This window comes from Asanoa sp. NPDC049475 (assembly GCF_040676915.1).
Classification (GTDB): domain Bacteria; phylum Actinomycetota; class Actinomycetes; order Mycobacteriales; family Micromonosporaceae; genus Asanoa.
This window is the reverse complement of sequence record NZ_JBFAPY010000002.1, coordinates 682,783-709,361: the sequence shown is the minus strand read 5'-3', so window position 1 is coordinate 709,361 and position 26,579 is coordinate 682,783. Positions and strand designations below refer to the sequence as shown.

The window sequence follows — 26,579 nt, the reverse complement described above, 5'->3', positions numbered from 1 at the left end:
CACCCGACCTTACCCAGCGTCGGTCCACGCGTTCACGGCCAGCCGGCCGGTGGTGCCCAGGTCGAGGCCGCCGTCGGGAGCGACGAGCTGGTCGGGGGCGCCCGGTGCCGGCGCGACGGACAGGTAGGTGGCGTCGACCGGGTCACCCTCGGTCACGGTGTTGCGCCACAGCACCCGGGCGCGGGCGGTGCCGCCCGGCGGCACCGTCAGGGCGTGCGCCGGCGCGTCCCAGGCGTCCTTCGCGCTGACCGGCTCGGAGCCGTTGCCGACGGTCACCGCCAGGGCGGCGCGCTGCCCGTCGAGCGCCCGGACGACCGGGAAGCCCTTCAGGGGGTACGGACGGGTGCCGCAGTTCTCGAACACGATGCCCATCGCGCGCAGGCCGGACGCGCCGTCGACCGGACCCGCGGACAGCCGGAAGCCGTCGGCGCAGGCGGGCGCGGTCGCGCTCGGTGGCGGGGTGGGCGGAAGCGGGGCCGGCCCCGGCGCGTCGCAGGCCGCGAGCACGGTGCTCGCGAACAGCAACGCGCCGAGGCGCCGGGAGACGGGGATCATGCGAAGGTGTACGTCTTCAGGTAGTCGGGCAGGACGATCCGGGTCCGCGGTGCGACCCGCCGGATCGTAGTGATCATCGCATCCAGGCGCTCGCGGTCGGCCGGGGCGACCTGTGGCGGGTTCTCGAGCGGCCGCTCGAAGTTGTCCCAGTGCACCGGCACGACCACCGGCGGCTTGCCGAGCGCTTCCAGCAGCCGCGGGACGTACCTGTGGGTGGTCGTCGCCGAGGCCATGGCCACCATCGCGATGTCCGGCCGCATTCCGTCCACGTTGCGGGCGACGAAGTCGCTGGCTCCCATGAAGAACACCGACGGCCCGTTGCGGACGCTCAGCAGATAGGCCAGGGTGTCGCCCTCCGGCAGGTCGGTGACGGTCGCCGGCCGCGGGGGCAGGCTCAGCCGGACGCCCGGGATGCCGATCGAGTAGGCCGCGTTGCGGCTGTGCAGGGATCCGGCCACCTCGACCGTGTAGTCGCCGAAGTCGAGCACCTCGCCGCCCTTGACCAGGCCGAGCTGGCCCGACGGGATGTCGGAGGCGAGGCCGAGCTGGTAGGTGGTCATGGTCCCGAGCACCCGCGCGCCGGTGCGGGTCGCGATGTAGGGCACGTCGTTGAAGTGGTCCCAGTGCGAGTGCGTCACGAGCACGGTCTCCGGACGCCCGACGTGCGCGTCGACGGTGGCCTTGTCGACGGTCAGCGGGGTCGCCGCGTTCATGGCGCCCGCGAACAGGCCCGTCTCGTAGCGGCTGAGGTACGGGTCGACCAGGACGGTGCGGGCGCCGATGTCGATGCGCCAGCCGGCCGTGCCGAACCAGCGGAACGTCGCGGCGCCGGCTCGCCACTGGCGGGGTGCGGCTTCGGCGGGGCCGGCGAGACCGGCCGCCCCCGTGGCGGCCAGTCCGGTGGCAGCGGCCGCGGTGCGCAGCAGGCCTCGGCGGTTGAGGTTCGTCATGGGGAGAGACTGAATCACCGGCGGTCCGGCGGCGTCCAAGACCAAGATCATTAACGGCCGATATGGATACGCGTATCGGAGCAGGTCAGGGTGGTCGTCGCGGGCGTCTCGCGGGTGGAAACTCAGCGCGACCGGAGCGCCTCGACGGCTGTGCGGGCGGCCTCCCCCATCGCCAGGTCGATGTCGATCCGGCGCACGTCGAGCTGGCGCGCCCGCGCGAAGATGGCCAGCGCGTACCGCCCGCCGTCCGGGTACTCGACGACCCCGGCCTCCATGTGCAGGCCCGGCAGCGTCCCGGTCTTGGCGGCCACGCGGACCCCCGGCGGAAAGCCGGAGGCGATCCGGGTCCAGAAGATCTGCCGGGCCATCAGGGCGCGGACCATCGCGGTCGCGGCCGGTGGCCCGGCCTCGTCGCGCCAGACGAGCTCGAGCAGCCGGGTGACCTCGCGGGGCGTGCTGGACGTGGTCCGGTCAGGGTCGAAGACGCGCATCGCGCGCACCCGTTCCGCGTCCAGCGTGGGGAAGATCGCGACGAACTCTTCGTCGCCGGCCGCGCCGACGTCGGCGTACATCGACTCCAGCAGTTCGCGCGGCCCTCCCGTGATCCGCGTCGCGGTCAGGCCGAGCTCGGCCGCGAGCAGCGGGAGCACGTCCGGGCCGACCCGGCGCAGCAGCAGGTCGGCCGCGGTGTTGTCGGTGACCGACATGGCGAACCAGGCGAGGTCACGCAGCGAGAGCTCGGCGTCGTCGGCACAGCCGGAGACGCCCCAGCCGCCCATCCGGTCCGTGGCCCGCACGACGACCCGCTCTGTCGGGTCGAGCTGTCCGGCGGCCGCCTGCCGCGCGAACTCCAGCACCAGCAGGATCTTGAAGATCGAGGCGAGCACCACCCGCTCGTCGCCGCCCACCGACAGCTCGGCCCCGCGGTCGACGTCGACGGCGTGGAGCCGCGCGTCGACCCCGACGGCAGCGAAGATTCCGGCGATCTTGTCCGTGTCCGACACGGGGACCGACGGTACCGCGCCACCGCGAACGATATCCGAACGCATATCCTCGGGCGGATGGACCTCGCCCGGCACCTGCGGCAGTTCCTCGTCGTGGCCGAGGAGCTGCACTTCGGCCGGGCCGCGGACCGGTTGGGCATCGCGCAGCCGCCGCTCAGCCAGGCGATCCAGCGTCTGGAGCGCGAGCTCGGCGCCCCGCTGTTCGACCGCTCCCGGCGCCAGGTCGCGCTCACCGTGGCCGGCCGGCTGCTGTGCACGGAGGCTCCGGCGCTGCTGGCCGCCGAGGAACGGATCCGGCTGGTCATGCGCAAGGCCGGTGACGGCGAGCTCGGCACCCTGCGGGCCGGCGTTCCGCCGGAGACGCCCGCCGTGACGCTGCAGGCACTGCTGGCCGGGATGGCCTCGCGGGCACCGGGGCTCGAGGTCGACCTGCACGAGCTGACCAGCGCCGAACAGCTCCGGATGCTCACCGAGGGCCGGCTCGACGTCGGCCTGGTGCACCACCCCGTGGACCTGAGCGACGGGCTGCGCGCCGGCCCGGTGGTGGCGGTCCGGCTCGGCGTGGTCCTCCCCCGCGTGTCGTCGCTGGCCCGGCTGCGCGAGCTGGACCTGGCCGACCTGGCCGGGCACGACCTGGCCATCTTCCCCCGGGCCACGGCGCCCGAGTGGTACGACGAGATCCTCGACGCCTGCGGCCGCCACGGGTTCCGCCCGACGCGTGTGCGGCACGCGCACAACCCGGACTTCCTGCTCGGCCTGGTGCTCGCCCGGCAGTGCGTGGCGTTCGAGCCGGAGACCACCGCCCGGCGGGAGACCCGGGTCGCCTGGCGCCCGATCGCCGGCGCGGTGCTGGAACGCCGTACGTCGGCGGTCTGGCCGGACCGCTCGCCGCATCCGGCCGCGCCGGCCTTCGCAGCGGTCGCCGCCGCCATCCTCGCCGGCCCGGAGCTGCTCGGGCAGCCGGTCGCCGGACCGGAGCGGGTGCAGCCCTGGTCGGTCGTCTACCCCTGAGTCACCTGCTGTCGGCCACGAGCCGCGCGGCCAGTCCGGCGAACACGGTCGCCGACGCCCGCTCCATCCACCGGCGGACGCCGGGGCGAGCGGTGATCTTCTCCGACAAGGTGCCGGAGAGCAGGCCGGCGGTGCCGTCGACGGCCAGCCCGATCACGATGAAGACCAGGCCGAGCAGCAGGAGCTGGGCGGTCACCGGCCACGCGCCGCCTCCGGTGCTGACGAACTGCGGCACGAACGCGAGGTAGAACAGGATCACCTTCGGGTTGGCCAGGTTGGTCAGGGTCGCCATCAGGTACGTGCGGCGCAGGGACCGGCGCGGCACCTCCTCCCGGTGGAGCTCGGCCTGGCTGCTCCGCCACGTCGCCACCGCCAGGTAGAGCAGGAACAGCGCGCCGGCGATCCGCACCCCGGTCAGGGCCTGCGGGGCGGCGCTGATCAGGGCACCGAGCCCGAACGCGGCGGCCACGGTGTGCGCGGCCAGGCCGGTCGACATGCCGAGCGCCGCGAGCACACCGGCCCGCCGGCCGCCCGCGGCGCCGTTGGCGACCACGAACAGCAGGTCCGGCCCGGGCGCCAGCGACAGCAGGGTGCAGGCGGCGACGAAGGCGAGCACGAGATGCGTATCCACTATGGACCTCCTGGGAACGGTGCGACGAAGCCGTGTCCGAAGCAGTTGAACCCGGCGGCGGCCGCGCGCACGTGCGGGTCGGCCCCACGCAGGGCCCGCTGGGTCGCGGCCAGCGCGACGGCCGGCGGGGCGCCGGCCGCGAGACGCTCGTGATAGCCGACCATCACCGGCTCGGTCGCGAGGTCCGGAATCGGCAGGACCGGCGCCACGAGCTGCGCCGTGCCGCGGGCGGCCAGGGTGGCGCTGAGCCCGAGCAGCTCGTCACCCGCGTAGACGGCGGCCCGGCCGCTGTCGCAGGCGGCCAGGCTGACCGTGTGCGGGGTGCGCTCCAGTCGTTCCAGGTCGTGCACCAGGAGCGGTCCGTCGGCGAGCAGCAGGTCCGAGAAGAGCGGGTTGCCGACGGAAAGGCGGCCGTGCGCGGCCAGGTGCAGCACGCCGACCCTGGCCAGCACGCCGAGCACCTGGTCGACCGGCGCTTCGAGCAGCGGGGTGACGCCGTGGATGCCGGCGACCCGCCGGGCCTCCTCCCTGGCTCCCGGCAGCCTCGGACCCGCGACCACCGCCACCTCCGGGCGACCGGGCGGGCCGGCGAACGCCACCGCATCCCCGCCGACGAGGACGCCCGCACCGGAAGCCTGGACGCCGTCTGGGCGAGCGAATCCCGCGCGGTCCACGCGGACGCCGACGCCGGTCTCGGCTGTCCGGGCGCCGTGGGAGTCACCGGCCACCGTGCGGGCACCGCCCTGGCTCGCGGCGTCGGCAGCGCACCACAGGGTCGCCGACGGGGAAACCGCGATCGGGCGGCCCGCGCAGGACGGGAGGATCGACCAGGGCACGCTGTGGAGCGCGCCGGTCGGTGAGATCACCAGTGGCCCGTCCGGCAGCCCGGGCAGCAGCGCCGCGTCGAGCCGCGCGGCGGCGCCGGAGAGCAGTGCCTCGGCGGCCGCCCGGCGCGCGTCGCCGGGACGGGCGAGCCGGTGCAGCGCGAACGGCAGCCGGCGGACCAGGTCGGCCAGCGGCGCGACCGGGCCGAGCGGGCGCGCGGTGAGCCGGCCGCCGGCCAGGGTCAGGCGATGCAGCACGCCGTCGGACTCGACAAACTCGACCAGTGCCCGGTCACCCAGCGCGGCGGCCAGCGCGTCGACAGGCACCGGCCGCCCCGGTGAGACGTCGCCGGTCGCGCGGTGGGTCCGGACGTGGTCACGGATCCGGCGTTCGAGCGCGACCTGGCGCGGCACCAGCCGGGCGGTCTCGGCCGCGCCGGCGTCGGCGAGCTCGAACGCGACACCCCGGAGCTGGGCGAGCAGGTCCGCCAACAGCGGATCGGCCGGCGGCCGGGCCGGGCGGTGGCCGAGCCGGCTCGCCCGGCCCCGCTCGGCCCACTCCAGCAACCGCCGCGGTCGCCCGTCGCGCAGGGCCAGGCGGACCCCGAGCGCGGTCAGCTCGCGGCGGTGGGCGGCCGAGTGCACCCGCAGGTCGGCCGCGCCGAGTGAGGCGCCGTGCTCGTCGAGGATGCGCAGCCCGGCGCGGATGGCGGCGACCGCGCGGGCGGGTTCGGTGTGCTGGCGGCGCAGCGCCTCCGCGTACCAGCCCCTGGCCCGGACGGCGGCCGGCACCCGGCGGTGCGCCCACCGAGCGGCGGCCGCCAGGTGCGCGTCGGCCGCCCGGGGTCGCAGCGCGGCCGCGACCAGGTGTGCCTCCACCGTCGCCGCCGGCCAGCCGGCGTTCGTGAGGGTGGCGACCAGGTCGTCGGCGCCGCGGGCGGGGCGCGCGGCGCCGGAACGGACGCCGGCCTGGAGCAGCGTGAGCCGGGCCAGCGCGGCCCACTCCACCCGGTGCTGGGCCGTGAACTCGCGGGTCGCCCGCCGGGCGTGCTCGGCCGCCGAACGCCAGTCGCCGGCCGCCGCGGCGGCCTGGGCCAGCAGGAGCCGCGCCTCAGGCACCTTGAGCCGGTGCCCCTCGCGGCGCATCATCGTCGCGGCCCGCTCGGCCGCCTGCCGCGCCTCGGTCGCCAGCCCGGCGGCGAGCAGCAGGACGCCGCGGTCGTAGACGGCCATCCCGACATGGCCGCCGTTGGCCGCGATCAACGCCTCCGCGCGGTCGATGTGGGCCAGTGCGGCCGGCACGTCGCCGCGCAGCGCCTCGGCAACGCCGAGGTTCTCGACGATGATGCCGACCGCGAGCGGGCGGCCCAGCCGGGCCGAGATCGCCTCGGCGGCGCGCAGGTCCGCCACCGCGGCGGCGAACGCGTACCGGTGGGTGTGCAGCACGCCCCGGTTCGTCAGCAGGCGGGACACGGCGATCTCGTCACCGGCGGCGCGCAGCCCGGGCAGCGCCGCCTGGAAGTCGGCCAAGGCCTCGTCATGCCGGCCGATCTCGGTCAGGATCACCGCCCGTTGCGCCCGCGCGCGGTCGGCGGCGACCCCGTCGAGGGTGCGCAGCGCCGCCTCGACCTCGGCGAGCGCCTGGCGGGGGCGGCCGCGCATGACCAGCGCGTACGCCAACTTGCCCCGAGCCTCGCCGGTGGTAAGGCCCGCCCGCCGGGCGAGGGTGACAGCCGAGCGCAGATGCCGGATCGCGTCGTCCATCTCGCCGGTCTGCAGGAGCGCATGGCCCCAGGCCCGTTGGGTGATCGCGGCGGCGGCCGCGTCGCCCGAGCGGCGTGCGGCGACCAGCGCCCGCGCGGCCAGCGGCGGCACCCGGCCCGGATGGGTGTCGGCGAGCAGCGCGACCGCGTCCGCCTCGGCCCGCGCGTCCACGCCCTCATCCTCGCGGGGGACGCTGTCCGTACTCCAGCGAATTTAGCCGTGGGTGTATCAACCGCGACCGATAGTGTGTCCGTGGGTCGACCGCGTCGTCCGTCTGTTCCGCTGGAGGAACCCAGTGACCGACTTCCTACCGCCCTCCGACGACTACTCCGCCGGCGACCTCGTCGTCGACCATCAGCATCGCGAGCTGGTCAAGAACCGCATCCGGGACATCCGGCCGCTGCTCGACGTCACCGAGGTGGCGCACAGCGAGGCGCTCGGCCTGAGCCGCCTGCACCTCGAGGGCGTCGGCGCGTTCGGCGCCAGCAAGGGTCTCGCCGAGCACGACGCCGCCGCCATCGAGCTCGTGATCGACGAGTTGCGACGCGGGTTCGCGGCCGAGTTCGGCGGGTGGGTGCCCGAGATGGCACCGGACCCGACCGTGACCGGCATCGTGGGCTACCCGCACACCAAGCCGATGTTCTTCACCACCGACCTCACGCCGGCTCCCGCGGTGCCCATTGCCGACAGCACGCTCGGCGCGGGCGTGCGGGTGGCCGTGCTCGACACTGGCCTGGTCGACCACCCGGCGCTCAAGGGTCACGTGACCGAGTCCCCCGGAGGTGCCAGCGACGGCCAGGACCCGGTCGAGGCCTGGGCCGGGCACGCCACCTTCGTGTCCGGGCTGATCGCCCAGCGGGCGCCGGGCTGCGAGATCGTGGTGCACCGCGTGCTCGGAGCCAACGGCCGGGCGACCAACTGGGACACTGCCATCGCGCTGGCCGAGCTCGCCGACGACCCCCATGGCTACACCGTGGTCAACCTGTCGCTGGGCTGCCGGCTCGGCGGTCCCGACGGGCCCCTGGCGTTGCGCCGCGCCGTCACGCGGCACGGCCGGCGGACGCTGCTGGTCGCCGCGGCGGGCAACCACGGCGCGAGCGCGAAGCCCACGACGCCGGTCTGGCCCGCGGCGTTCCCCGGTGTGATCGCGGTCGGCGCGACCACTTTCGACCAAGACCTCGCCGAGATCACGCCGCGCCTGCCCTGGGTCGACTGCGTCGCGCACGGCTCCGGCGTCACGTCCACCTACCTGACCGACGTCTCGCTCACCATCGACGGCACGACCATGGACTTCACCGGGTACGCGACCTGGAGCGGCACCTCCTTCGCGGCGGCGAACGTCAGCGGTGCGGTCGCGGCGGCGCTGCGGTCCGGCGAGCGGCCGGCCGAGACGCTCGAGCGGCTGCTGAGCGATCCCGACTCCGGCGTCACCCGGTTCGCGCTGCCGGCGGCGGGTCATGCGGAATGACCCGTCGGTCATCGACCTGGTCGAGCGGGCCAGGCTGGGCGACGCGCGGGCCTGGGACGCGCTGGTCGACCGCTACGCCCCGCTGGTGTGGGCGGTCTGCCGGCGCTTCGGGCTCGGCGGCGCCGACGCCGAAGACGTGGCCGCGAGCGTCTGGCTGCGGCTGGTCGAGCGCCTCGACACGATCCGCGAGCCGGCCGCCCTGCCCGGCTGGCTCGCGACGACGGTGCGCCGGGAGTGCCTGACCGCGCTGCGGGGACGCAAGCACCAGGTGCCGGTCGGCGACGAGTCCAACTTGGACAGTGTGGACGACCCGGAGTTCGACGAGCTGTTGCTGGCCCAGGAGCGGCACATCGCGTTACGGGCCGCGTTCGACAACCTGCCCGAGCACTGCCGGCACCTGCTGACGTTGCTGTTCGACGACCCGCCGGCGCCGTACGCTCAGATCAGCAGCAGCACCGGCACCCCCGTCGGCGCGATCGGGCCGACGCGCCGGCGCTGCCTGGACCGGCTGCGGCGCGACCCCACGCTGGCCGCGGTCGTGGAGGTGGAGCGGCGATGAACGATGCCGAGATCGTCGCCGCCCTGGCCGAGGCCCGGCGCGCCGCCGCCGAGGTGCCGGAGCGGATCCGGGAGATCGGCCGGTCCGCGTACGCCTGGCGGACCGTCGACGCGGAGCTCGCCGCCCTCTCCGCCGACACCGACGCGGCGGTCGGCACCCGCGCCGAACCGGCCGCGGTGCGGGCGCTGACCTTCGCCGCCCGCGACCTGACCATCGAAGTCGAGGTCACCGACGACGCGCTGCACGGTCAGGTGGTGCCGCCGCGCCCCGGCGAGATCGAGCTGCGCGACCGCACGGGGGTGGTGGCGGTCGCGCGGGTCGACGAGCTCGGCTGGTTCGTGCTCGGCCCGGTCCCCCGCGGCATGTTCCGGCTGCACCTGCGGGCCGGAGACGCCGTCGTGGTCACCGAGTGGATCACCATCTAGCTCTCCACGTCTCTGCACAGGACGTCGTCGATCGTCTCCCGGCGCACGACCACCCGGGCCGAGCCGTCCCGCACGGCGATCAGCGGTGGGCGGCCGACCAGGTTGTAGTTCGACGCCAGCGGCAGGTGGTAGGCGCCGGCCCCGGGCGCGGCCAGCAGGTCGCCCGGGCGCAGGTCGGCCGGGAGCGGCACCGAGCGGGCGAGCACGTCGCCGGCCTCGTCATGACGGCCGACGATGGTGCTCGACACCGCTGGACCGGTGCCGGCCCGGCCGAGCAGGACGGCCGTGTAGCGGGCGCCGTAGAGGGCTGGCCGGGGGTTGTCGCTCAGCCCTCCGTCGATGGCGACCAACTGGCAGCCCCCCGGCTCGCGGCGAACCGCCACGACCCGGTACAGGGCCACCCCGGCGCGGGCGACGACCGCCCGACCCGGTGTCACCACCAGCACCGGTTCCGGCACACCCTGGCGTTCGCAGGCCAGACCCAGGACCGCCCGGGCCCGGCCTGCGAACGCGGCGACGGCGAAGGGGGACTCGCCGTCGACGGCGGGGGCGGCGTGACCCCCACCGATGTTGAGCTCCCGCACCACGATTCCCTTGGTGCGGGCGAGATGTCCGGCCACCCCGACCAGGCGCTGGATCGCCCGCTCGTAGCCGCCGAACCGGCTGATCTGCGAGCCGACGTAGCAGTCGAGGCCGTACAACTCCAGCTTGGGCTGGGCGATGATCCGGCACACCAGGTCGTCGAACGCCTCGCTCGGAGCGGCCACCCCGAACCGGTCGGCGTCGCTGGCCGGGGGGATCCCGGCGACGCCGTCGAACAGGTCGTCGTGCGCCGGCAGCACCCGGATCAGCACCTTCTGCCCGCGGGTCGCGAGCGCGGCCAGCCGGGTCACCTCGGACGCCGACTCGATCACCACCCGGCCGACGCCGTAGTCGAGGGCCGCCCGCAGGTCGGCCGGCGTCTTGGCGTCACCGTGCAACACGATCCGCTCGGCCGGGAAACCGACCGCCGCCGCGACGGAGAGCTGGCCCTCGGAGTAGACGGACAGCCCCAGCCCCTCCTCCATCACCCAGCGGAGCACGGCCCGGCTGGTCAGCGCCTTGGCCGCGTACACGACGTCCCGGTCGCCGAAGGCCGCCGCGTACTCCCGGCAGTGGTCCCGGACCTCTCCCTCGTCGATGACGTACGCCGGGGTCCCGTGCTGCTCGGCCAGCGTGGCGAGGTCGACCCCGCCGACGCTGATCGCGCCGTGCCCGGTGTGCCGGGTGGACGCCGGCCAGATGTCAGCGCAGAGCCGTTGCGGCGGCAGCGACGTGCGCAGTGACGGGATGAGATCCGAGAGGCTCATGCCAGCTCCTTGCTTCGTGCGGGCCGAACGGCCGCAGCACCAGGTGGGTCGAGGTGCGCCCGGCCCCGGCGTGATGCCGGAGCCCACGGACCAGGCCGTCGAGGGCCGCCATGTCCGAGCACCGCACCCGGACGACGGCGTCACTGTCGGCGGCGACCCACCAGGCGTCGACCACCTCCGGCCGGCGCGCCAGGTAGGCCTCCAGGCAGGGCGCGTCCTGGGTGTGGTTGAGCCACACCAGAACCACCGCTTCGACCTCTCCGCTCATGGGTTCGATCGTGCGACGGCCCGGCGGTGGTCAAAAGGACCTTGACGCCGTCGCTACGCGCGGGACCCCGCTCCTGACTCGTCCTTGACGCGATCTTCGCAACGACTATGCTCCAGGACTGAAACGGACAGCGAACCGTGGATGTACGGGAGCCAGGCCGATGACCGACGAGGAACGGGTGTCCACGATCGACACCGGCGTGCCGCACAGCGCCCGGGTCTGGAACTACTGGCTGGGCGGCAAGGACAACTTCGCCGTCGACCGGGAGGCGGGCGACCGGGTTCGCGCGTTCTTCCCCGCGATCGTCGACAACGCCAGGGCGCAGCGGGCGTTCCTCGGCCGGGCCGTGCGCCACCTCGCGGCTGACCGCGGCATCCGGCAGTTCATCGACTCGACGGCATGGGCGGCGTTGCCCGCAAGTCCTAGCCCTGGGCGGTGGACCGCAGCACGATCTCGTTGACGTCCACACTGTCCGGTTGGGACACGGCGTACGCGATGGCGTCCGCGACCGCACCGGCCGGCATGCCGAGCTGCTCGGTCGCTTCCCGGACCGCGGCCAGCACCTGGGGATCGCCGCCGCGGTCGGCCAACTCCGAGCGCGTGTAGCCGGGACTGACCAGCGTCACCCGCAACGCGCTGCTCTCCTGGCGCAGCCCCTCGCTGACGGCTCGCACCGCGAACTTGGTCGCACTGTAGACCGCGGCCGTCGGGTCGACCCGATGTCCGGACGTCGAGGCGATGTTGACGATGTGACCACGCTCGCGCATCAGCGGCAGCACGGCGGCGATGCCGTGCAGCACACCGCGCAGGTTCACGTCGACCATCTCGTTCCACTCGTCGACCCGAAGGCTCGCGAGCGTCGAGAGCGGCATGACGCCGGCGTTGTTGACCAGCACGTCGACGCGCCCGTGCCGGTCGTGGGCGGCGTCGACGAACGCGCGCATGCTGGCGAGGCTGGTGACGTCGAGCTCCTTGGCCTCGGCGCTGCCGCCGGCGGCCCGGAGCTCGGCGACCAGATCGGCCAGCCGGTCGACCCGACGGGCGCCGAGCACGACGTGGTGCCCGTCGGCGGCCAGGCGGCGGGCGGTCGCCGCGCCGATGCCGCTGCTGGCCCCGGTGATCAGAACAATCTTCATGGCGGCAACGATCCGCACCGCGGGCCGGCACCGGAAGGGCGGGACTTCCTAGGTGTGCCGCACCCAGGAAGCCGCGTGATTAGGCTGGTGGGCATGCCCGCCGCCGACAACCGGATCGGGGACTTCCTCAAGGCCCACCGGGCCCGGGTCGACCCCGCCGACGTGGGACTGCACAGCGGCGGGGACCGCCGTGTGGCGGGGCTGCGACGCGAGGAAATCGCCGTGATGTCCGGAGTGAGCGCGGACTACTACGCTCGCCTCGAGCAGGGCCGCGAGCGTAACCCGTCGCCGCAGGTGCTCTCCGCGATCGGCCGGGCGTTGAGGCTCGACCCGGACGCCCGCGGCCACCTCTTCCGGCTCGCCGGCCTGCACCCCACGCACGACCCGGGGCCCTGGGACCTGGTGCATCCGGCGCTGCTGGAGTTGCTCGCCGGGTTTCCCGGCTCGGCCGCCTACGTGCTCGGCCCGGCCTTCGACGTGCTGGCGACCAACCGGGTCGCCGCCGCACTGCTGGAAGGATTCGGGCGGAACATGGTCCGGGTGCTGTTCGAGGACCCGCGAGCGCGCGAGGTGTTCGTGGATTGGCGGATCCTGCGGGAGAACACGGTCCACGCCCTGCGTCTCAACGCCGGTCTGTTCCCCGACAACCCCGACATCCGCGCGGTGGTGACCGACCTCCGCCGCGACTCCCCCGACTTCAGGGCTCTCTGGGCCGACCAGACCGCCCGCGGCCTGACCCGGCTGTTCAAGGTCTTCCAGGACCCACGGGTGGGCCGGATCGAGCTCACCTACCAGACCTTCGACGTGCGTGACGCGCCCGGTCAGCAACTCCTGGTGGGCACACCCGAGCCCGGGAGCCGCAGCGCCGAGGCCCTCGCCCGGCTATGACCCGCCGTCCCGGGTGCCTGGGACGACAAGGCCGGTCTCGTAGGCGGCGACCACCGCCTGGGTGCGGTCGCGGAGGCCCAGTTTCGTCAGCATGCGGCTCACGTGGGTCTTGACCGTCTCCTCCGTCACCACCAGGCGGGCGGCTATCTCCGGATTGGACAGTCCCTCGGCCACCAGGCGCAGCACCTGGGTCTCGCGTGGGGTCAGGGCCGACAGCGCCACCGGCAATGGGGACGACGGGCGGTGCTGGCGGGCGAACTCCCCGATCAACCGCCGCGTCACCGTCGGGGCCAGGAGGGCCTCGCCGGCCGCGATCACGCGTACCGCGTCGAACAGGGCCTCCGCTCGCACGTCCTTCAGCAGGAAGCCGCTGGCGCCCGCGCGGATCGCGTCGTAGACGTACTCGTCCAGGTCGAACGTCGTCAGGATCAGCACCCGGGGGCGGGCCACCGTCGCCGTCAGCAGGCGCGTCGCCTCTATGCCGTCCATGCCTGGCATGCGCACGTCCATCAGGACCACATCTGGCGTGAAGGAAGCGCAGACCTCGACCGCCTCGGCTCCGTCCGCGGCCGTGCCGACCACCTCGATGTCCGGTTGCGTGGCCAGCAGGCCGGCGAACCCTCCGCGGACCACCTCGTGGTCGTCCGCCACCACCACGCGAATCATCGTTCCTCCTCGATGGGCACGGGCAGCGTGGCCTCGACGACGAAGCCGCCCGCCGGGCCGGATACTCCGGTGCGCAGCCGGCCGCCTACCGCCACCGCGCGTTCTCGCATGCCGCTCAGGCCGTGTCCGCCGTCCGACGCCGCCGAAGGTCCCGGGCCGTTGTCGCGGATCCGCAGCAGCAGGCCGTCGCGCCGGTAGCTGAGCTCCACGTCGACCGCGGCACCCGCGGCGTGCCGGCGGGCGTTGGTCAGGGCCTCCTGGACGATCCGGTACGCGGCGAGCTCGACCCCGGGATCCAACGGCACCGGTGGCCCGCGCAGGATCAGGCGGGTGCCGGCGCCCGAGGCCTCCCGGGCCTCGTCCAGCAGCGCCGCCAGTTCACGCAGGCCCGGCTGTGGCTGGCGTTCCGGCTCCGCGGGCGCGTCCGAGCGCAGCACGCCCAGCAGCCGGCGCATCTCGGTCAGGGCCGACCGGGCCGTGCCGCCGATCGCCGCGAACCGGTCCGCGCCCGCCTGCGGCAGCCCGGGTGTGGTCAGGCGCGCGTTCTCGGCCTGCACCGAGATCATCGAGATGTGATGGGCGACCACGTCGTGCAGTTCCCGGGCGATCCTGGCCCGCTCGCCGCGCGCGGTGTGCTCGACCAGCGTCCCGGCGAACGCGTCCTGGGCCGCCAGGTGCGCCGCGTCCGCCCGACTGACCCGGCGGGCCACGCCGGCCAGCGCGCACACCGGCACCAGCCCGGCCAGCAGCACGGCGACCGGGGTGAAGAAGGCCAGCACGAGGTACGGCAGGCCGAGCGGGACCGCCGCCAGCACGCTGCCGCGGCGGCCGACGCGGAAGGCGACCAGCAGTTGCGCCGCCACGCCGGCCACGGTCCAGAGGCCGAAACCCGCCAGGGACACCACCGACGCGGCGGTGACCAGCAGGGCCGCGGCCGTGGTGTTGCGCAACGCGAGTGGCGCCGTCGATGCCACCGCCAGCGCGGCCAGCAGCACCAGGAACGCGCCCGCGACGTCCGTCGGGACGGACCGGGCCAACGCCTCGACGGCGGCGGCCGCCGACAGCGCGGCGACTGCCGTCCGAAGGTTCACGCTGCCATTCTCGCCTCACCCGCCGCCGGGGTCGTCCCTCGTGTCAGGGACTTCGAAGATGGCTCCCACGCGGGACGACCTGGGCCGCCCCGGTTCGTAGCGTGAGCTGTCATGGAAGCCACCATCGAGGTCAACGGCCTGCGCAAGGCGTACGGGTCGACCGTCGCGTTGGACGGGATGACGTTCACCGTCACTCCGGGGCGGGTCACCGCGTTCGTCGGGCCCAACGGGGCCGGCAAGTCCACCACCATGCGTGTCGTGCTCGGGCTCGACCGGGTCGACGCGGGCACCGCCCTGGTCGGCGGCCGCCCGTACCGCAGCCTGCGCACGCCTTTGAAGCACGTCGGCGCGCTGCTGGACGCGTCCGCTCTGCACCCGGCCCGCAGCGGCCGCGACCACCTGCTGTGGCAGGCGCACTCGCAGGGGCTGCGCGGCCAGCGGGTCGACGAGGTGCTTACGCTGACCGGGCTGGCCGACGTAGGCCGGCGCCGGGCCGGCGGCTACTCGCTCGGCATGCGGCAGCGCCTCGGCGTGGCCGGCGCGTTGCTCGGTGACCCGCCGGTGCTGATGCTCGACGAGCCGTTCAACGGGCTCGACCCCGAGGGGATCCGGTGGATGCGCGGCTTCCTGCGCGCGCTGGCCGCCGAGGGCCGCGCCGTGCTGGTCTCCAGCCACCTGATGAGCGAGCTTCAGGACACCGCCGGGCATCTGGTGGTCGTCGGGCGGGGCAAGGTGGTCGCCGACACCAGCGTCGCCGACCTGATCGCCGCCGCGTCCAGCGACCGGGTCACGTTGCGCACGGCCGCCCGCACCGAGGCGATGACGGCCCTCGCCCGGGTCGGCGCCACGGTCGCGGTGACCGAGCGCGACACCCTCACCGTCGACGGGCTGTCGGCCGACCGCGTGGTGACCGTGCTCAGCGAGGCCGGCGTCCCGTTCTCGGAGATCGCCGCGCATCGGGCGACGCTCGAGGAGGCGTACATGGAGCTCACCCGCGACGCGGTCGAGTTCCGGGCGACGGAGGTGTCCCGATGATCGGGCTGGTCCGGGCCGAGCTGACCAAGTTCCGCTCCGTACGCGGCTGGCTGGTCGGGTGCGGCATCGCCGCCGTGCTGATGGTGCTGCTCGCCGTCGTGGCGGCCGCCGGCACCGACGCCCGCGTCGGCGGGCCGCGCGCGCGTGGCGCCTTGCCGCATTCGTCGGACGGCACGCCGGTCTTCGATGGCTTCACGTTCGTCCAGCGGCCCCTCGACGGCGACGGGACGCTCACGGTGCGGGTGGCGTCGCTGTCCGGCGTCGCGCTGCGGCCGCCGACGCCCGGGGACACCGCGCCGGAGGCGCCCTCGGGTTCGGAAGAGGAGGCGACCACCGAGCCATGGGCCAAGGCCGGCCTGATCATCAAGGCCGGCACCACGCCGGGCTCGCCCTACACGGCGGTGATGGTCACCGGGTCGCACGGCGTACGCATGCAGCACGACTTCGTCCACGACGTGGCCGGTCCGGTGGACGCCCGGTGGTTGCGGCTGGTCCGCACCGGTGGGACGGTCACCGCGTACGCCTCGACGGACGGCGCCGCCTGGACGCGGGTCGGCAGCGCCCCGCTGGCCACCGGTGCGGTGAGCGCCGGGATCTTCGTCGCCACGCCACCGCACCAGGAGTACGAGCAGTTCCTGGGCGGCACCAGCGTGGTCGGCGGCGGAGCGATCGCGACGGGCACGTTCGACAACCTGAGCGCGGCCGGCACCGGCCCGGGCGGCGACTGGACCATGGTCAGCGTCGGCGCGGACGACTCGCCGAACCGCCCTGAGAGCACCTCCACCCGCGAGGGCGACACGTTCGTCCTGCGCGGCGCCGGCGACATCGCACCGATCGACGGCGGCGCCGGCCCGAAGCAGGAACAGCTGCTCAGCGGCGGCTTCCTGGCGCTGACCGTGCTGGCGGTGCTCGGCGTCCTCTTCGTCACGACCGAGTACCGGCGCGGCCTGGTCCGCACCACGTTCGCCGCGACGCCGTCGCGGGTCCGGGTGCTCGCCGCGAAGGCGGTCGTGCTCGGCGCGGTCACGTTCGCGGTCGGCCTGGTCGCGGCGACCGCGGCGCTGCTGGTCGGCACCGCGATCCGGGGCGCCAACCACTATCCGGCGGACGCGCTGACCCAGGTGCGGATCGTGGTCGGCACCGCGGCGCTGATCGCCGTCGCGACGGTGCTCGCGTTGGCGATCGGCACGATCCTGCGACGCGGTGCGGGTGCCGTGGCGGCGGTCGTCGTGCTCATCACGCTGCCGTACATCCTCTCGGCGGCGGCGGTGCTGCCCGCCGCGACAGCGGACTGGGTGCTGCGGATAACCCCGGCGGCGGCGTTCGCGGTGCAGCAGACCGTGCCGGAGTGGCCGCAGGTGGACCAGGCGTACACGCCGGCCTTCGGCTTCTTCCCCCTCCCGGCCTGGGGCGGCTTCGCGGTGCTCTGCTGCTGGACGGCGGTGGCACTGGTCGTCGCCGCCGCACTGCTGCGCCGGAGGGACGCATGAGCACGGCCCTGTACGCCGAGTGGACGAAGCTGCGTACCGTCGCCGGGCCGTTCTGGCTCGTCGCCCTCGCCGCCGTGCTGACCACGGCGCTGAGCGCGGTGACGGCCCGCGCGGTGAGCTGCGCGGCGGCCGGCTGCGGGGTGGACGCGCCGCTGATCGCCCTCACGGGAGTGCAGCTCGGCCAGGCCGTCGTGGCGGTGCTCGCGGTGATGGTGGTCGGTGACGAGTACCGGACCGGGATGATCCGCACCACCCTGGCCGCGACGCCGTCGCGGGCGGTGCTGCTGGGTGCCAAGAGCGTGGTGGTCGCCGGCGCGACGCTGGCCGCGGCGGTGCCAGGCGTGCTCGGCGCGTGGCTGGCCGCCCGGCTGATCATGCCGGGGCGGGGCTTCACGGCGGAGCATGGCTACGCGCCGCTGTCGCTCACCGACGGCGGGACGCTGCGGGCGTTCGCCGGCTCGGCGCTCTACCTGACGCTGGTCGCGCTGCTGAGCCTCGGCATCGCAGCGGCCGTGCGCGACGCCCCGACGGGGGTCGGCGTCGTGCTCGGCCTGCTCTACCTGGCACCGATCCTGGCGGCGGTGGTCTCCGACCCGGACTGGGAGCGGCGGCTGCACCAGATCATGCCGAGCGACGCGGGCGCGGCCATCCAGCACACGATCGACCTGCCGTCCCTGCCGATCGGTCCCTGGCCCGGGCTCGGGGTGCTGGCCCTGTGGTCGGCGGGCGCGCTAGTGCTCGGCGGTCTGCTGCTGCGGCTTCGGGACGCGTAGCCGGCGGACGCGATGGAGGACGCCGGCGCCGAGCAGGAGAAGGGCGGCGCCGGCCACCGCCAGCGGAGTGTCGGGTGAGCCGCCGGTCGTGGCCAGTGCCGGCGGCTCAGCCGGCGGGCCGGCGGCCCCGACCTGGAGGTCACGCAACGGTGTGGTCTCGGCGTGGCCGTCGGCGTCGGTGCCGGCGGCGTTGAGCGTCCAGGCGCCAGGGCGCAGCCCCGTCAGGTCGCACGACCAGGTGCCGCCGGCGCCGACCGGTGCCTCGCAGGACGCCACGTCGATCTCGGGACCGCTGCCGGTCGCGCCGGTGACCACGACGGTCGTGCCGGGTCGGGCGTCACCGCCGGACACGGCGAGAGCGTCACCATCGGTGGAGGTCGCGGTGGTGATCTCGACGGCGCTCGCCGCCGTGCCGGTCACCGCGAGAGTGAGCGCTGCGGCACCGAGGCCGATCGCCGTGCGGGACAGGATCATGTCGTAGCCACCTCTCCGGAGGACAGCAGTGCGGCGTGCACGACGAGCCGCCGGGCGTCGGACCACTTCGGCTCGCAGGTCGTGAGCGTGAGGACGGCCTTCGTGGCGGCGGTGGTGGGCGCGGACGGCACCGGCGCGAGGACCTCGACCGCGGTCGGAGCGACGACCCGCGAACCGGTGACGGCGTACGTGAAGGTGCGCGACCCGTACTCGACGATCACCTCGTCGCCCGGGGCGAGCCGGTCGAGGTCCCAGAACAGCCCGGGCACGCGGTGTCCGGCGACGGCGAAGTTGCCGACCTGGCCTGGCGGCGCGGTCTGCGGGTAGTGGCCGGGCGCGTCCGCGATCGACGCGGCGTCGACGCCCTCCACCACCGTCCAGCGCTCACGCAGGCGCGGGATGCCGAGCCGGGCGATCGGGGTGCCGGGTGTCGCCCGGGAGGTGATGCCGTTCCCGACGGGACTCGGCGGCGCGGGGACGACAGCAACCGCGAGCAGCACGAGGCCCGCGCCCGACAAGGCGCTGCCTGTCCACCGGCCGGCCCTCACTCAATGGACGATAAGCCCAAACGGTGCGTACCTTATCTAATCGGCGATTCCAGACAAACTGATCGACTGGTCCGCGACGACCGGGCCGAGGGCCTGCCAGGCGGCGCGGTCGAGGATCCTGGCCCGCTCGGCGAGGCGGCGCAGGGCGGCCAGGGCCGCGTCGCCCGGCTCACCTCCGCTGTAGCCGACGAACGCGACCAGCCCTGGCGCCGGCTCCCACGCGAGGGTCGCGCTGCCGCCCGAGACGCCCGACATCACCGCCGGTCGCCCGCCGACCGAGCCGCCGTCGCGGGAGGACTGCGTGTAGAGCTGGTCCTCGAACCATCCACCGCTGGTCACTCCGGTGTAGACCATCGCACCGAGCGCGTCCTGCTCGCCGACGTCCGCGCCGCCGTAGCGGACCTCGTGCAGGGTCGGCGCCCGGTAGGGACCACTGGCCACCACGGTGAACCCGGCAGGCGGCTGCACGGCCGGGCGACCGTCGACCACGGTCGTCAGCGCGGCCAGCCTGACCAGCTCGGCTTCGGCCAGGTCGCCCCGGACGCGGGCGTGCTCGCGACCGATCGGCCAGGTGACGACACCGCTCGCCGCGCGAGCCCGCACCGCGCCCACGGCGACGGCGCGACCCGTCCGCAGCGGTGCGGCCGGGAAGGTCACCACCGCGCCGTTGCGGCCGAGCGAGCCACCGGGACCGCGCACGACGACGGTCCAGGGGCCGTCGACGGCCGTGCGGTCACAGCGGTCGAGGCCCGCGCCGGCCGTAGCGGCCTGGTCGATGCGCAGCCCGGCAACGGAGACGGCCGGCGGCGGTCGCTGTCCCCAGCCGACCGCGAGACAGGGCGGGCCGGGATGCTCGGGCGCGCTCGGTGGCCGCGACGTCACGACGGGACCGGGGCTCGCGCTGGGCAGGGATGCCGTCGGCGAGGGTCCGGGATCGTCGCGGAGAGCCAGCACGGCCACCGCACCCAGCGCGACCGCGACCAGGCCGGCCGCGACGACCCACCGCACCGGCCGCCGCGGACGCTCGTCCGGACCGAAGCTGATGACGTCGGGCACGCTGTCCATTGTCGGCGCTCCTCGCCGCCGTCACCACACCCGTCAGCGGTCAGCGCAGCGCGGACCGCGTGGTGGGCGCGAGCCGCAGCAGCTCGACCGGTCCGGCCAGACCGGACGCGTCGAGGCCGGCCACCCGATCGGCGAACGCGTCGACGTCACCGGCGTCGACCCGCGCGAACCACACGAACACGTCCTCCCCTTCCCTCACCGGCAGCGCCGGGAAGGTGTTGGGCTCGTGGATCGTCTGGCTGGTGCCGAGCAGGGTGGCCCCGAGCGCCGGCCGGACCACGCGGTCGAAGTGCTCGGCGTAGTCGGTGCGGGCGAGCGGAGACAGCCCCGCGACGACGACGCGGCCCGGCGGGATCGGAGCGTCGCGGGGCGCGTACCCGGTGAAGGGTTGGATCGCCCGCATCAGCAACACGTTGTCGGAGTCCAGCATCGTGGCGTTGGCGGCGTCGCGGTGCTCCTTCCAGACGGGTCCCGAGTAGAACCCGGTGAGTGCCGCCTGGCGTGCGTCCATCGAAGCGAACTCGCGCACCCAGACGAAGCGGTCGGGACGGTCGAGGTCGCGGAACTGACCGACGATTCGCATGCCCTCGGCCTCCTGCGACTCGACGAAGTTCGCGTCGAAGAGGTCGACGAGGGTGTCCCGTTCGCCGGGCACGAGGGTGTACTGCCGAAGCTCAACGATCGTCACGCCGGCGATTCTGCCAGGATCGCCGTCAGCGGAGTTCGATGTCCGTCAGGTCGAGCGTGATCGGGGTCCAGGACAGGTCCGGCGTGCCGTCGGCGTTGCGGAGCTGGATGTGCCGCCGCGACGGCACCGGGACGCCGTCGACCAGCTGGTGCTCGCGGACGTAGTGGGCGACCGGTGTGCTGCCGTTGACCTCGGGCGCGTAGTCCATCCGGCGCAGCAGCCCGGCCTCGTCGTAGTAGTAGAGCTGGGTGGGGTTGTGGGTGTGGATCGTCTCGGGGTACGTCACCCGCAGCACCCGCCACGTCTGGCCGCCCTCGGTCCACGGCTCGATCTCGTGGGCCTCGACTCCCGGCCAGGTGAACAGGAACGGCTCGACCAGGTAGTGCCAGGTGGCGTACGCGCGGAAGTAGCCGATCTGGGCCAGGCTCCACGTCGTCTCGGGGGTGTAGCCGGCGAAGGTCGAGCGGGGGCTCTCGAGCTTCTCGACCACGGCGCCGTCGCCGTCGGTGACGGTGAGGCGGTCGCCGGCGCGGTCGAAGACGAGCTCGCGGCCGGTGGCCTCGTCGCGGTGGCGGATCCGCTGGTCCCGGAGGCTCGCCTCGACGAAGCTCGTCCCCACGAAGCCCGGGTGGCCCTTGAACTCCCAGAACGGGCCGCCATAGGTGATGCGGGCGGTGAAGGTGGTGAGGGTGCGCCACCGGTCGAGCCCACCGTGGGCGTCGAGCACGCGGCCGAGCAGTGCGTCCATGTCTCACTCCTAATTTAGGACCAGTAGGTGCGACACTAGCACCGAGCGGTGCGGGTTCGTACACTTGATCCATGTCACAACGCAGCTACGAGGACGACTGCGGCACCGCCCTGGCCCTCGACGTGGTCGGCGAGCGGTGGGCGTTGCTGGTGGTCCGTGAGCTGGTCTTCGGCCCCAAGCGGTTCCGCGACCTGCGTGCCGGCCTGCCCAAGGCCAGCCAGAACGTGCTCAGCCAGCGCCTGCGCGAGCTGGAGGACAGCGGCGTGGTGCGCAGGGTCGAGCTCGGCCCACCGGTCAGCGCGTCGGCCTACGAGCTGACCGACCGCGGACGGGCGCTGGAGCCGGTGCTGATCGAGCTGAGCCGGTGGGGCGCCGACGCGCCGGGTGCACACGGCCCGGAGATGAGCACCGACGCGTTCATGCTGCTGCTCAAGGCGCTGCACCGGCCGTCGTCCCGACCACCGGCCGTCCGGCTGCTGGTCGGCGCCGACGCGTTCGACGTGGAGCCGGCACGCGACTCGGTGAGCGTGAGCCGCGGCGGGCACGGCGAGGTGGACGCGACCGTCCGGGCCGACGTACCCACGCTATGGCGGTTGATCTTCACGGACCTGACGGTCGCGGCCGCGATCGCCACCGGCGACCTGGACCTGACCGGCGATCGCAGGGCCGCGGAGCGTTTCTTCCGGAGCTTCGGCCGCGACTAGCGGCCCGTAGTGCTGAAGTGCTGGTAGTCCGGGTTCGCGCCGCCCACGTTCCACTTCCACCCGACCGTCGCGAACGCCTTGACCAGGACGCCGCCCTTGACTGCCATGCCCGGGCGGTACGGCGAGCGGTCGACGAACTCTCGGCCCTCCGGCGGCAGGACGTCGTCGCCGAACAGGTACGGGTTCTCCACCGGGTTCACGTCGATCGCCTTCCCGTAGGCGTGCACCGACCACGACGGCGCGCCTGAGGAGACCGCGTTGCGGCAGTTGAACGCCGACGTGTTGTCGGCCGCCATGGACCTGTCGTCGCTGCCGCCGTACTCGCTGACGGGTTTCAGGCTTCTGATCGGGAACCGCTTGGCGAAGAGCGTGCGGAACACTTTGGTCACGTCCGCCGCCACGTCCTTGTGCACGACGATCCCGCCGGTGTGCGGCTCCTCGTCGAAGCCCCAGTAGCTCAGCCGCAGCAGGCGCAGGCTCGCCGGGCCGACCGGGCAGCCGGTCTTCCAGCTCGCGCCGAGGTCGGCCGCGGTGACCTTCTCGGTGGCGGCCGAGAAGGCGGGCGTCGACGCCGACGGAGACGGCGCCGGGGACGGCGCCGGGGACGGCGAAGCCGGCGGCGGTGACCACGCGGCGGATCCGGACGGTTGCCCAGCGCAGCCCGAGATCGCCAGGGCCACGACCAGGACCGCCAACCGGTAAGGTTTCGACCGCACCATCGTCCATACGATACGGATCGGGGTTCCAGGTGGGCGCACTGCGGCGGTCGACGCTGGCAGTCCTGACCGTGCTGGCCCTCTCGGCCTGCGGCACCGTGACCGGGGAGCCGAGCGCCGCCCCGCAGACGCGGGGCGCGGCCGACCTCGTGGAGGCCCGCGACCGGCTCGCCCGGCGGGCGGACGTCCCGACCGCGACGGCCAAGCCGGCGCTCACCCGCCTGCCCACCCCGAGGCCCGCGGGCACCAAGCCGACGAACGACGCGTCGCGGCTGCGCACGCTGCCCGCCGACACCACCCAGGTCATCGTGGTCAAGGCCAGCGGCTTCGGCACGAGCACCGGCACGTTGCAGGCGTTCGGCAAGCGCGGCGGCAACTGGACCCCGGCGTTCGACTCGATGCCGGCCCGCCTCGGCACCAAGGGCTTCAAGGACAACAAGATCGAGGGCGACCTGGCCACGCCGACCGGCGTCTACAGCTTCGGCGGCACGATGTACGGCATCGCCGGCAACCCGGGGGTCCGCTACGGCTACCACAAGCTGGTCGAGAACGACTGGTGGAACGAGAACCCGGCCACCGAGGGTTACAACTCGTTCTTCCACGGCGCCGACCCGGGCGGTGCCAGCGAGGCGCTGTGGGAGACGGACCCGCAGTACCGCTATTTCGCGGTCATCAACTACAACATCCCGGTACGCGAGGCCGACCCGCCGCGCGGCAGCGGCATCTTCCTGCACGTGTCGGTCGACCGCGGGACCGCCGGATGCGTCGCGCTGGACGAGTCCGACCTGGTCAAGGTGTTGCGCTGGCTCGACCCGGCGGCGAAGCCGCGGATCGTGATGGCACCGGCGAGCGAGCTCGACCGCTATTAGGGTTACTCTCAGCGAACTGTCAGATTCGCCTGGTACGGTCCCCCGCACGGCCGCATCCTCCGATGTGGAGCGCCGCGCGGAATGCGTTGCGCTCCAACGGATCGCGGCCCTGACTGACGACTCAGGAGAACAACGTGGTCTTCAAGAAGATGTTGGGCGCCCTCGGAGTCGGCGGCCCCAGCGTCGACACGGTGCTGTCCAACCCGAACACCCGCCCGGGCCTGCCGCTCACCGGTCAGGTCAACCTGACCGGCGGCAACAGCGACGTGGAGCTCGCGCACATCACGCTCGGCCTGGTCACCCGCATCGAGGTCGACGGTGGCGGCGGCGACTACAGCACGGTCGGTGAGTTCCACCGCACCGCCGTGGCCGGGCGCACCAAGCTGGCGGCGGGCCAGCAGCTGTCCATTCCGTTCCAGGTCGACATGCCGTGGGAGACGCCGGTCACCGACGTCTACGGGCAGCGCCTGCACGGCATGACGATGGGCCTGCGCACCGAGGTGGCGATCGACCGCGCGGTCGACAAGGGCGACCTCGACCACGTCGCGGTGCACCCGCTGCCGGTGCAGGAGCGGATCCTGGAGGCGTTCGGCCGGCTCGGCTTCCGGTTCAAGGGCGCCGACCTCGAATACGGCCGGCTGCACGGCGTCCACCAGACGCTGCCGTTCTACCAGGAGATCGAGTTCTTCGCCGCACCCGCGTACGCGCACGGCATCAGCGAGCTCGAGCTGACGTTCGTGGCCAACCCGCAGACCGTCGAGGTCGTGCTCGAGTTCGACAAGCGCGGCGGCATGTTCGTCGGCGGTCACGACGCCTACGGGCGCTACACCGTGCCGCACAGCCACGCCGACTCCGCCGACTGGGCGCAGGTCGTCGACGGCTGGGTGCGCCAGGCGGTCGACCAGCGCCAGACCTTCTTCGCGAGCCGCGGCGGCTTCCCCGGCATGGGCATGGGCGGCCACGGCAAGGGCCACGGGCACGGCGGTCACCGCGGCGGCGGGATGGGCGGCATGGTCGCGGGCGCGGCGCTCGGCGTCGCGGGCGGCATGATCGCCGGCGAGATGATCGAAGAGGCGTTCGAGGACGACGGGGGCGACTTCGGAGACTTCGGCGAATAGCCGGATCGGCGGGGGCGGCCCGGTGCGGGCCGCCCCCGCGTCCGTCCGCTGTCAGCCGGGGAAGTCCACGGACTCGCCGAACGGCTCGACGGAGCCGTCCCACCCGTTCCAGCCGTCCTGGGTCACCTTGCCATCGGCGTAGGTGTAGGACCAGGTGGACCCGTCCTCACCTTCGATCTTGACCGTCCCCGATCGCACGAACGGCGCGATCGCCACGTAGAAGGCGGTCGCCTGCTCCGACCACTTCGGGTCGCCCGCGTCGTCGTAGCGGAACTCGATCCAGTCGCCGTCGCGGGTGATCGAGGCCGCCGCGAACTCGGCGACGTCGGCCAGGGTGTCGCCCGGCGCCGAGTCGCCCGGCCCGAACCAGCCGTCGTGGCGCGCCCACGCGGCCGTGGCGGCCGCGACCGCGGCGAGGTCGTCAGAGGCAGGCAGATGAAGTCGGCCCGATGGCCACACCAGGTATCCCACGGCGCGTCAATCTATCGAAGACAGGCCCAGCTCGCCGACCGCCCACTCGCGCATCTCGACCTTGCGTACCTTGCCGCTGATCGTCATCGGGAACGACTCGACGGCCCGCACGTAGCGCGGCACCTTGTAGTGCGCGAGCTGGCCCTGGCAGAACGCGCGCACCTCGTCGACCGTCAGCGCGTCGCCGGGGTCGCGCAGGATCACGCAGGCCATGACCTCCTCGCCGTACTTGTCGTCGGGCACGCCGATCACCTGGACGTCGGCGATCTTCGGGTGCCGGTAGAGGAACTCCTCGATCTCGCGCGGGTAGACGTTCTCCCCGCCCCGGATGATCACGTCCTTGATCCGGCCGACGATGTTGACGTAGCCGTCGGACCGCATCGACGCGAGGTCGCCCGTGTGCATCCAGCGGGCGGAGTCGAGCACCTCGGCCGTCTTCTCCGGCTCGTCCCAGTAGCCGAGCATCACCGAGTAGCCCCGGGTGCACAGCTCCCCCGGCTCCCCGCGGCGCAGGGTCACCCCGGTCGCCGGGTCGACGACCTTCACCTCGAGGAACGGCAGCACCCGGCCGACCGTGCCGGTGCGGCGGTCGAGGTCGTCGTCGACCCGGGTCTGCGTCGACACCGGCGAGGTCTCGGTCATGCCGTAGCAGATCGACACCTCCGACATGTGCATCCGGTCGACCACCTTCCTCATCACCTCGACCGGACACGGCGAGCCGGCCATGATGCCCGTACGCAGGCTGCTCAGGTCGTAGGCGGCGAAGTCGGGCAGGTCCAGCTCGGCGATGAACATGGTCGGCACACCGTAGAGCGAGGTGCACCGCTCGGCCGCGACGGCGGCCAGGGTCGCCGCCGGCTCGAACGACGGCGCGGGGATGACCATGCACGCGCCGTGCGACGTCGCCGCCAGGTTGCCCATCACCATCCCGAGATCCCGGACTGCCGGAGCACGAAACCGACCTCGTGCCGCCGGTACGCCGGATTGATGTTGACCATGATCGCGCCGATCGCGGCCGTGGCGTACTGGACTAGCACCCACTCCGGACGGTTCGGCGACCAGATGCCCACGCGGTCGCCTTTGCCGACCCCGAGCGCCAGCAACGCCCGGGCCAGCTCGTCGACGTCGGCCGCCAGTGAACGGTAGGTCCACCGGCGGCCGCTGGGCACGTCGACGAGGGCTTCGCGATCGGGGAAGCGGGCGGCGGTGCGGGCCAGGTTCTGCCCGATGGTGTCGGCCAGGAGGGTGGTGTCGGACGGTCCACTGGCGTACGCGAGCTCACTCATGTCGC

Annotated in this window: 28 protein-coding genes and 2 pseudogenes; 12 read left to right on the top strand and 18 right to left on the bottom strand. The window is 73.8% G+C overall.

Features of this window, described 5'->3' with window-relative positions; genetic code table 11:
• Positions 1–9: 9 nt before the first annotated feature.
• The 3 genes from AB0J88_RS09530 to AB0J88_RS09520 all read right to left on the bottom strand — a co-directional run bounded on the left by AB0J88_RS09530 (position 10) and on the right by AB0J88_RS09520 (position 2,509).
• A complete protein-coding gene (locus AB0J88_RS09530) occupies positions 10–555 on the bottom strand; it encodes a DUF4232 domain-containing protein (RefSeq protein WP_364346635.1) in 546 nt (181 codons plus the stop codon).
• On the bottom strand, positions 552–1,505 hold the full coding sequence (locus tag AB0J88_RS09525) for an MBL fold metallo-hydrolase (RefSeq protein ID WP_364346637.1): 954 nt from the start codon (positions 1,503–1,505) through the stop codon (positions 552–554). Before AB0J88_RS09525 ends, AB0J88_RS09530 begins: the two co-directional genes overlap by 4 nt.
• A gap of 122 nt (positions 1,506–1,627) precedes the next feature.
• Positions 1,628–2,509 carry a serine hydrolase gene (locus tag AB0J88_RS09520; protein WP_364346639.1) on the bottom strand — a complete coding sequence of 294 codons (882 nt, stop codon included), beginning with the start codon at positions 2,507–2,509 and terminating at the stop codon, positions 1,628–1,630.
• A gap of 57 nt (positions 2,510–2,566) precedes the next feature.
• Here AB0J88_RS09520 and AB0J88_RS09515 point away from each other — a divergent pair, with 57 nt between their 5' ends.
• Entirely contained in the window at positions 2,567–3,520 is a 954-nt protein-coding gene (locus AB0J88_RS09515; protein WP_364346641.1) for a LysR family transcriptional regulator, read from the top strand.
• A 1-nt stretch (position 3,521) separates the two neighbouring features.
• Here AB0J88_RS09515 and AB0J88_RS09510 read toward each other — a convergent pair whose 3' ends face one another.
• Together AB0J88_RS09510 and AB0J88_RS09505 are read right to left on the bottom strand one after the other, a co-directional pair.
• Complete coding sequence (locus AB0J88_RS09510) at positions 3,522–4,151, bottom strand: LysE family translocator (RefSeq protein WP_364346643.1); 630 nt, start codon at positions 4,149–4,151, stop codon at positions 3,522–3,524.
• On the bottom strand, positions 4,151–6,910 hold the full coding sequence (locus AB0J88_RS09505; protein ID WP_364346645.1) for a CHAT domain-containing protein: 2,760 nt from the start codon (positions 6,908–6,910) through the stop codon (positions 4,151–4,153). Before AB0J88_RS09505 ends, AB0J88_RS09510 begins: the two co-directional genes overlap by 1 nt.
• A 124-nt stretch (positions 6,911–7,034) precedes the next feature.
• Here AB0J88_RS09505 and AB0J88_RS09500 point away from each other — a divergent pair, with 124 nt between their 5' ends.
• From AB0J88_RS09500 to AB0J88_RS09490, 3 genes are read left to right on the top strand one after another with little or no spacing between them, the layout of a single operon-like run.
• On the top strand, positions 7,035–8,207 hold the full coding sequence (locus tag AB0J88_RS09500; RefSeq protein WP_364346647.1) for a S8/S53 family peptidase: 1,173 nt from the start codon (positions 7,035–7,037) through the stop codon (positions 8,205–8,207).
• Entirely contained in the window at positions 8,197–8,766 is a 570-nt protein-coding gene (locus AB0J88_RS09495) for a sigma-70 family RNA polymerase sigma factor (RefSeq protein ID WP_364346649.1), read from the top strand. The genes AB0J88_RS09500 and AB0J88_RS09495 overlap by 11 nt, the downstream gene beginning before the upstream one ends.
• Positions 8,763–9,191, top strand: a complete 429-nt coding sequence (locus AB0J88_RS09490; RefSeq protein WP_364346651.1) for a hypothetical protein — start codon at positions 8,763–8,765, stop codon at positions 9,189–9,191. The genes AB0J88_RS09495 and AB0J88_RS09490 overlap by 4 nt, the downstream gene beginning before the upstream one ends.
• Here AB0J88_RS09490 and lysA read toward each other — a convergent pair.
• Positions 9,188–10,540, bottom strand: a complete 1,353-nt coding sequence (gene lysA, locus AB0J88_RS09485; RefSeq protein ID WP_364346653.1) for a diaminopimelate decarboxylase — start codon at positions 10,538–10,540, stop codon at positions 9,188–9,190. The genes AB0J88_RS09490 and lysA overlap by 4 nt on opposite strands.
• On the bottom strand, positions 10,476–10,808 hold the full coding sequence (locus tag AB0J88_RS09480) for an Lrp/AsnC ligand binding domain-containing protein (RefSeq protein WP_364346655.1): 333 nt from the start codon (positions 10,806–10,808) through the stop codon (positions 10,476–10,478). The genes lysA and AB0J88_RS09480 overlap by 65 nt, the downstream gene beginning before the upstream one ends.
• A gap of 160 nt (positions 10,809–10,968) precedes the next feature.
• Here AB0J88_RS09480 and AB0J88_RS09475 point away from each other — a divergent pair.
• Positions 10,969–11,199: pseudogene (locus tag AB0J88_RS09475) on the top strand (SAM-dependent methyltransferase); the annotation flags it as partial.
• 31 nt (positions 11,200–11,230) lie between these two features.
• Here the strand turns inward: AB0J88_RS09475 and AB0J88_RS09470 are convergent.
• Complete coding sequence (locus tag AB0J88_RS09470; protein WP_364346657.1) at positions 11,231–11,944, bottom strand: SDR family oxidoreductase; 714 nt, start codon at positions 11,942–11,944, stop codon at positions 11,231–11,233.
• Positions 11,945–12,037: 93 nt separating this feature from the next.
• Here AB0J88_RS09470 and AB0J88_RS09465 point away from each other — a divergent pair, with 93 nt between their 5' ends.
• On the top strand, positions 12,038–12,832 hold the full coding sequence (locus tag AB0J88_RS09465) for a helix-turn-helix transcriptional regulator (RefSeq protein ID WP_364346659.1): 795 nt from the start codon (positions 12,038–12,040) through the stop codon (positions 12,830–12,832).
• On the opposite strand, the gene AB0J88_RS09460 is transcribed toward AB0J88_RS09465, so the two are convergent.
• Together AB0J88_RS09460 and AB0J88_RS09455 are read right to left on the bottom strand one after the other, a co-directional pair.
• On the bottom strand, positions 12,827–13,498 hold the full coding sequence (locus tag AB0J88_RS09460; RefSeq protein WP_364346661.1) for a response regulator transcription factor: 672 nt from the start codon (positions 13,496–13,498) through the stop codon (positions 12,827–12,829). The genes AB0J88_RS09465 and AB0J88_RS09460 overlap by 6 nt on opposite strands.
• Entirely contained in the window at positions 13,495–14,589 is a 1,095-nt protein-coding gene (locus AB0J88_RS09455) for a sensor histidine kinase (protein ID WP_364346663.1), read from the bottom strand. Before AB0J88_RS09455 ends, AB0J88_RS09460 begins: the two co-directional genes overlap by 4 nt.
• Positions 14,590–14,700: 111 nt before the next feature.
• Here AB0J88_RS09455 and AB0J88_RS09450 point away from each other — a divergent pair, with 111 nt between their 5' ends.
• The 3 genes from AB0J88_RS09450 to AB0J88_RS09440 are packed head-to-tail and all read left to right on the top strand — an operon-like array spanning position 14,701 to position 17,887.
• On the top strand, positions 14,701–15,624 hold the full coding sequence (locus AB0J88_RS09450; protein WP_364346665.1) for an ATP-binding cassette domain-containing protein: 924 nt from the start codon (positions 14,701–14,703) through the stop codon (positions 15,622–15,624).
• Positions 15,621–17,114 (top strand): ABC transporter permease subunit, encoded by a 1,494-nt coding sequence (locus AB0J88_RS09445; protein WP_364346667.1) that lies wholly within the window; start codon positions 15,621–15,623, stop codon positions 17,112–17,114. The genes AB0J88_RS09450 and AB0J88_RS09445 overlap by 4 nt, the downstream gene beginning before the upstream one ends.
• Positions 17,111–17,887, top strand: a complete 777-nt coding sequence (locus AB0J88_RS09440; protein WP_364346669.1) for an ABC transporter permease — start codon at positions 17,111–17,113, stop codon at positions 17,885–17,887. The genes AB0J88_RS09445 and AB0J88_RS09440 overlap by 4 nt, the downstream gene beginning before the upstream one ends.
• On the opposite strand, the gene AB0J88_RS09435 is transcribed toward AB0J88_RS09440, so the two are convergent.
• The 5 genes from AB0J88_RS09435 to AB0J88_RS09415 are packed head-to-tail and all read right to left on the bottom strand — an operon-like array spanning position 17,846 to position 21,410.
• Positions 17,846–18,361 carry an LPXTG cell wall anchor domain-containing protein gene (locus AB0J88_RS09435; protein ID WP_364346671.1) on the bottom strand — a complete coding sequence of 172 codons (516 nt, stop codon included), beginning with the start codon at positions 18,359–18,361 and terminating at the stop codon, positions 17,846–17,848. The two genes, AB0J88_RS09440 and AB0J88_RS09435, sit on opposite strands and share 42 nt — an antisense overlap.
• Complete coding sequence (locus AB0J88_RS09430; RefSeq protein ID WP_364346673.1) at positions 18,358–18,909, bottom strand: class E sortase; 552 nt, start codon at positions 18,907–18,909, stop codon at positions 18,358–18,360. The genes AB0J88_RS09435 and AB0J88_RS09430 overlap by 4 nt, the downstream gene beginning before the upstream one ends.
• Before the next feature lie 36 nt (positions 18,910–18,945).
• A complete protein-coding gene (locus AB0J88_RS09425; RefSeq protein WP_364346675.1) occupies positions 18,946–19,974 on the bottom strand; it encodes a hypothetical protein in 1,029 nt (342 codons plus the stop codon).
• Between the two features lie 40 nt (positions 19,975–20,014).
• Positions 20,015–20,662, bottom strand: a complete 648-nt coding sequence (locus tag AB0J88_RS09420; protein WP_364346677.1) for an NIPSNAP family protein — start codon at positions 20,660–20,662, stop codon at positions 20,015–20,017.
• 25 nt (positions 20,663–20,687) lie between these two features.
• Positions 20,688–21,410, bottom strand: coding sequence for a hypothetical protein (locus AB0J88_RS09415; protein ID WP_364346679.1), 723 nt, complete (start codon positions 21,408–21,410; stop codon positions 20,688–20,690).
• 71 nt (positions 21,411–21,481) lie between these two features.
• On the opposite strand from AB0J88_RS09415, the gene AB0J88_RS09410 reads away from it, so the two are divergent.
• Positions 21,482–22,114 (top strand): winged helix-turn-helix transcriptional regulator, encoded by a 633-nt coding sequence (locus tag AB0J88_RS09410; protein WP_364346681.1) that lies wholly within the window; start codon positions 21,482–21,484, stop codon positions 22,112–22,114.
• On the opposite strand, the gene AB0J88_RS09405 is transcribed toward AB0J88_RS09410, so the two are convergent.
• On the bottom strand, positions 22,111–22,833 hold the full coding sequence (locus AB0J88_RS09405) for a M15 family metallopeptidase (protein WP_364346683.1): 723 nt from the start codon (positions 22,831–22,833) through the stop codon (positions 22,111–22,113). The two genes, AB0J88_RS09410 and AB0J88_RS09405, sit on opposite strands and share 4 nt — an antisense overlap.
• Positions 22,834–22,862: 29 nt before the next feature.
• Here AB0J88_RS09405 and AB0J88_RS09400 point away from each other — a divergent pair, with 29 nt between their 5' ends.
• Positions 22,863–23,699: a L,D-transpeptidase family protein gene (locus tag AB0J88_RS09400; RefSeq protein WP_364346685.1), complete on the top strand. Its 837-nt coding sequence runs from the start codon at positions 22,863–22,865 to the stop codon at positions 23,697–23,699.
• A gap of 134 nt (positions 23,700–23,833) precedes the next feature.
• Positions 23,834–24,817 carry a sporulation protein gene (locus tag AB0J88_RS09395; protein ID WP_364346687.1) on the top strand — a complete coding sequence of 328 codons (984 nt, stop codon included), beginning with the start codon at positions 23,834–23,836 and terminating at the stop codon, positions 24,815–24,817.
• 51 nt (positions 24,818–24,868) lie between these two features.
• Here AB0J88_RS09395 and AB0J88_RS09390 read toward each other — a convergent pair whose 3' ends face one another.
• On the bottom strand, positions 24,869–25,288 hold the full coding sequence (locus AB0J88_RS09390; protein WP_364346689.1) for a hypothetical protein: 420 nt from the start codon (positions 25,286–25,288) through the stop codon (positions 24,869–24,871).
• 6 nt (positions 25,289–25,294) lie between these two features.
• Positions 25,295–26,574, bottom strand: a pseudogene (locus AB0J88_RS09385) (AMP-binding protein).
• Positions 26,575–26,579 lie beyond the last annotated feature (5 nt).

What these genes read in the sequence shown, in the direction of transcription:
- AB0J88_RS09410 (WP_364346681.1), top strand. Translation starts at nt 21,482, where the DNA reads ATGTCACAACGCAGCTACGAGGACGACTGCGGCACCGCCCTGGCCCTC.
- AB0J88_RS09405 (WP_364346683.1), bottom strand. Translation starts at nt 22,833, where the DNA reads ATGGTGCGGTCGAAACCTTACCGGTTGGCGGTCCTGGTCGTGGCCCTG.
- AB0J88_RS09465 (WP_364346659.1), top strand. Translation starts at nt 12,038, where the DNA reads ATGCCCGCCGCCGACAACCGGATCGGGGACTTCCTCAAGGCCCACCGG.
- AB0J88_RS09490 (WP_364346651.1), top strand. Translation starts at nt 8,763, where the DNA reads ATGAACGATGCCGAGATCGTCGCCGCCCTGGCCGAGGCCCGGCGCGCC.
- AB0J88_RS09445 (WP_364346667.1), top strand. Translation starts at nt 15,621, where the DNA reads ATGATCGGGCTGGTCCGGGCCGAGCTGACCAAGTTCCGCTCCGTACGC.
- AB0J88_RS09460 (WP_364346661.1), bottom strand. Translation starts at nt 13,498, where the DNA reads ATGATTCGCGTGGTGGTGGCGGACGACCACGAGGTGGTCCGCGGAGGG.
- AB0J88_RS09525 (WP_364346637.1), bottom strand. Translation starts at nt 1,505, where the DNA reads ATGACGAACCTCAACCGCCGAGGCCTGCTGCGCACCGCGGCCGCTGCC.
- AB0J88_RS09515 (WP_364346641.1), top strand. Translation starts at nt 2,567, where the DNA reads ATGGACCTCGCCCGGCACCTGCGGCAGTTCCTCGTCGTGGCCGAGGAG.
- AB0J88_RS09530 (WP_364346635.1), bottom strand. Translation starts at nt 555, where the DNA reads ATGATCCCCGTCTCCCGGCGCCTCGGCGCGTTGCTGTTCGCGAGCACC.
- AB0J88_RS09470 (WP_364346657.1), bottom strand. Translation starts at nt 11,944, where the DNA reads ATGAAGATTGTTCTGATCACCGGGGCCAGCAGCGGCATCGGCGCGGCG.
- AB0J88_RS09495 (WP_364346649.1), top strand. Translation starts at nt 8,197, where the DNA reads ATGCGGAATGACCCGTCGGTCATCGACCTGGTCGAGCGGGCCAGGCTG.
- AB0J88_RS09440 (WP_364346669.1), top strand. Translation starts at nt 17,111, where the DNA reads ATGAGCACGGCCCTGTACGCCGAGTGGACGAAGCTGCGTACCGTCGCC.
- AB0J88_RS09425 (WP_364346675.1), bottom strand. Translation starts at nt 19,974, where the DNA reads ATGGACAGCGTGCCCGACGTCATCAGCTTCGGTCCGGACGAGCGTCCG.
- lysA (WP_364346653.1), bottom strand. Translation starts at nt 10,540, where the DNA reads ATGAGCCTCTCGGATCTCATCCCGTCACTGCGCACGTCGCTGCCGCCG.
- AB0J88_RS09435 (WP_364346671.1), bottom strand. Translation starts at nt 18,361, where the DNA reads ATGATCCTGTCCCGCACGGCGATCGGCCTCGGTGCCGCAGCGCTCACT.
- AB0J88_RS09450 (WP_364346665.1), top strand. Translation starts at nt 14,701, where the DNA reads ATGGAAGCCACCATCGAGGTCAACGGCCTGCGCAAGGCGTACGGGTCG.
- AB0J88_RS09480 (WP_364346655.1), bottom strand. Translation starts at nt 10,808, where the DNA reads ATGAGCGGAGAGGTCGAAGCGGTGGTTCTGGTGTGGCTCAACCACACC.
- AB0J88_RS09415 (WP_364346679.1), bottom strand. Translation starts at nt 21,410, where the DNA reads ATGGACGCACTGCTCGGCCGCGTGCTCGACGCCCACGGTGGGCTCGAC.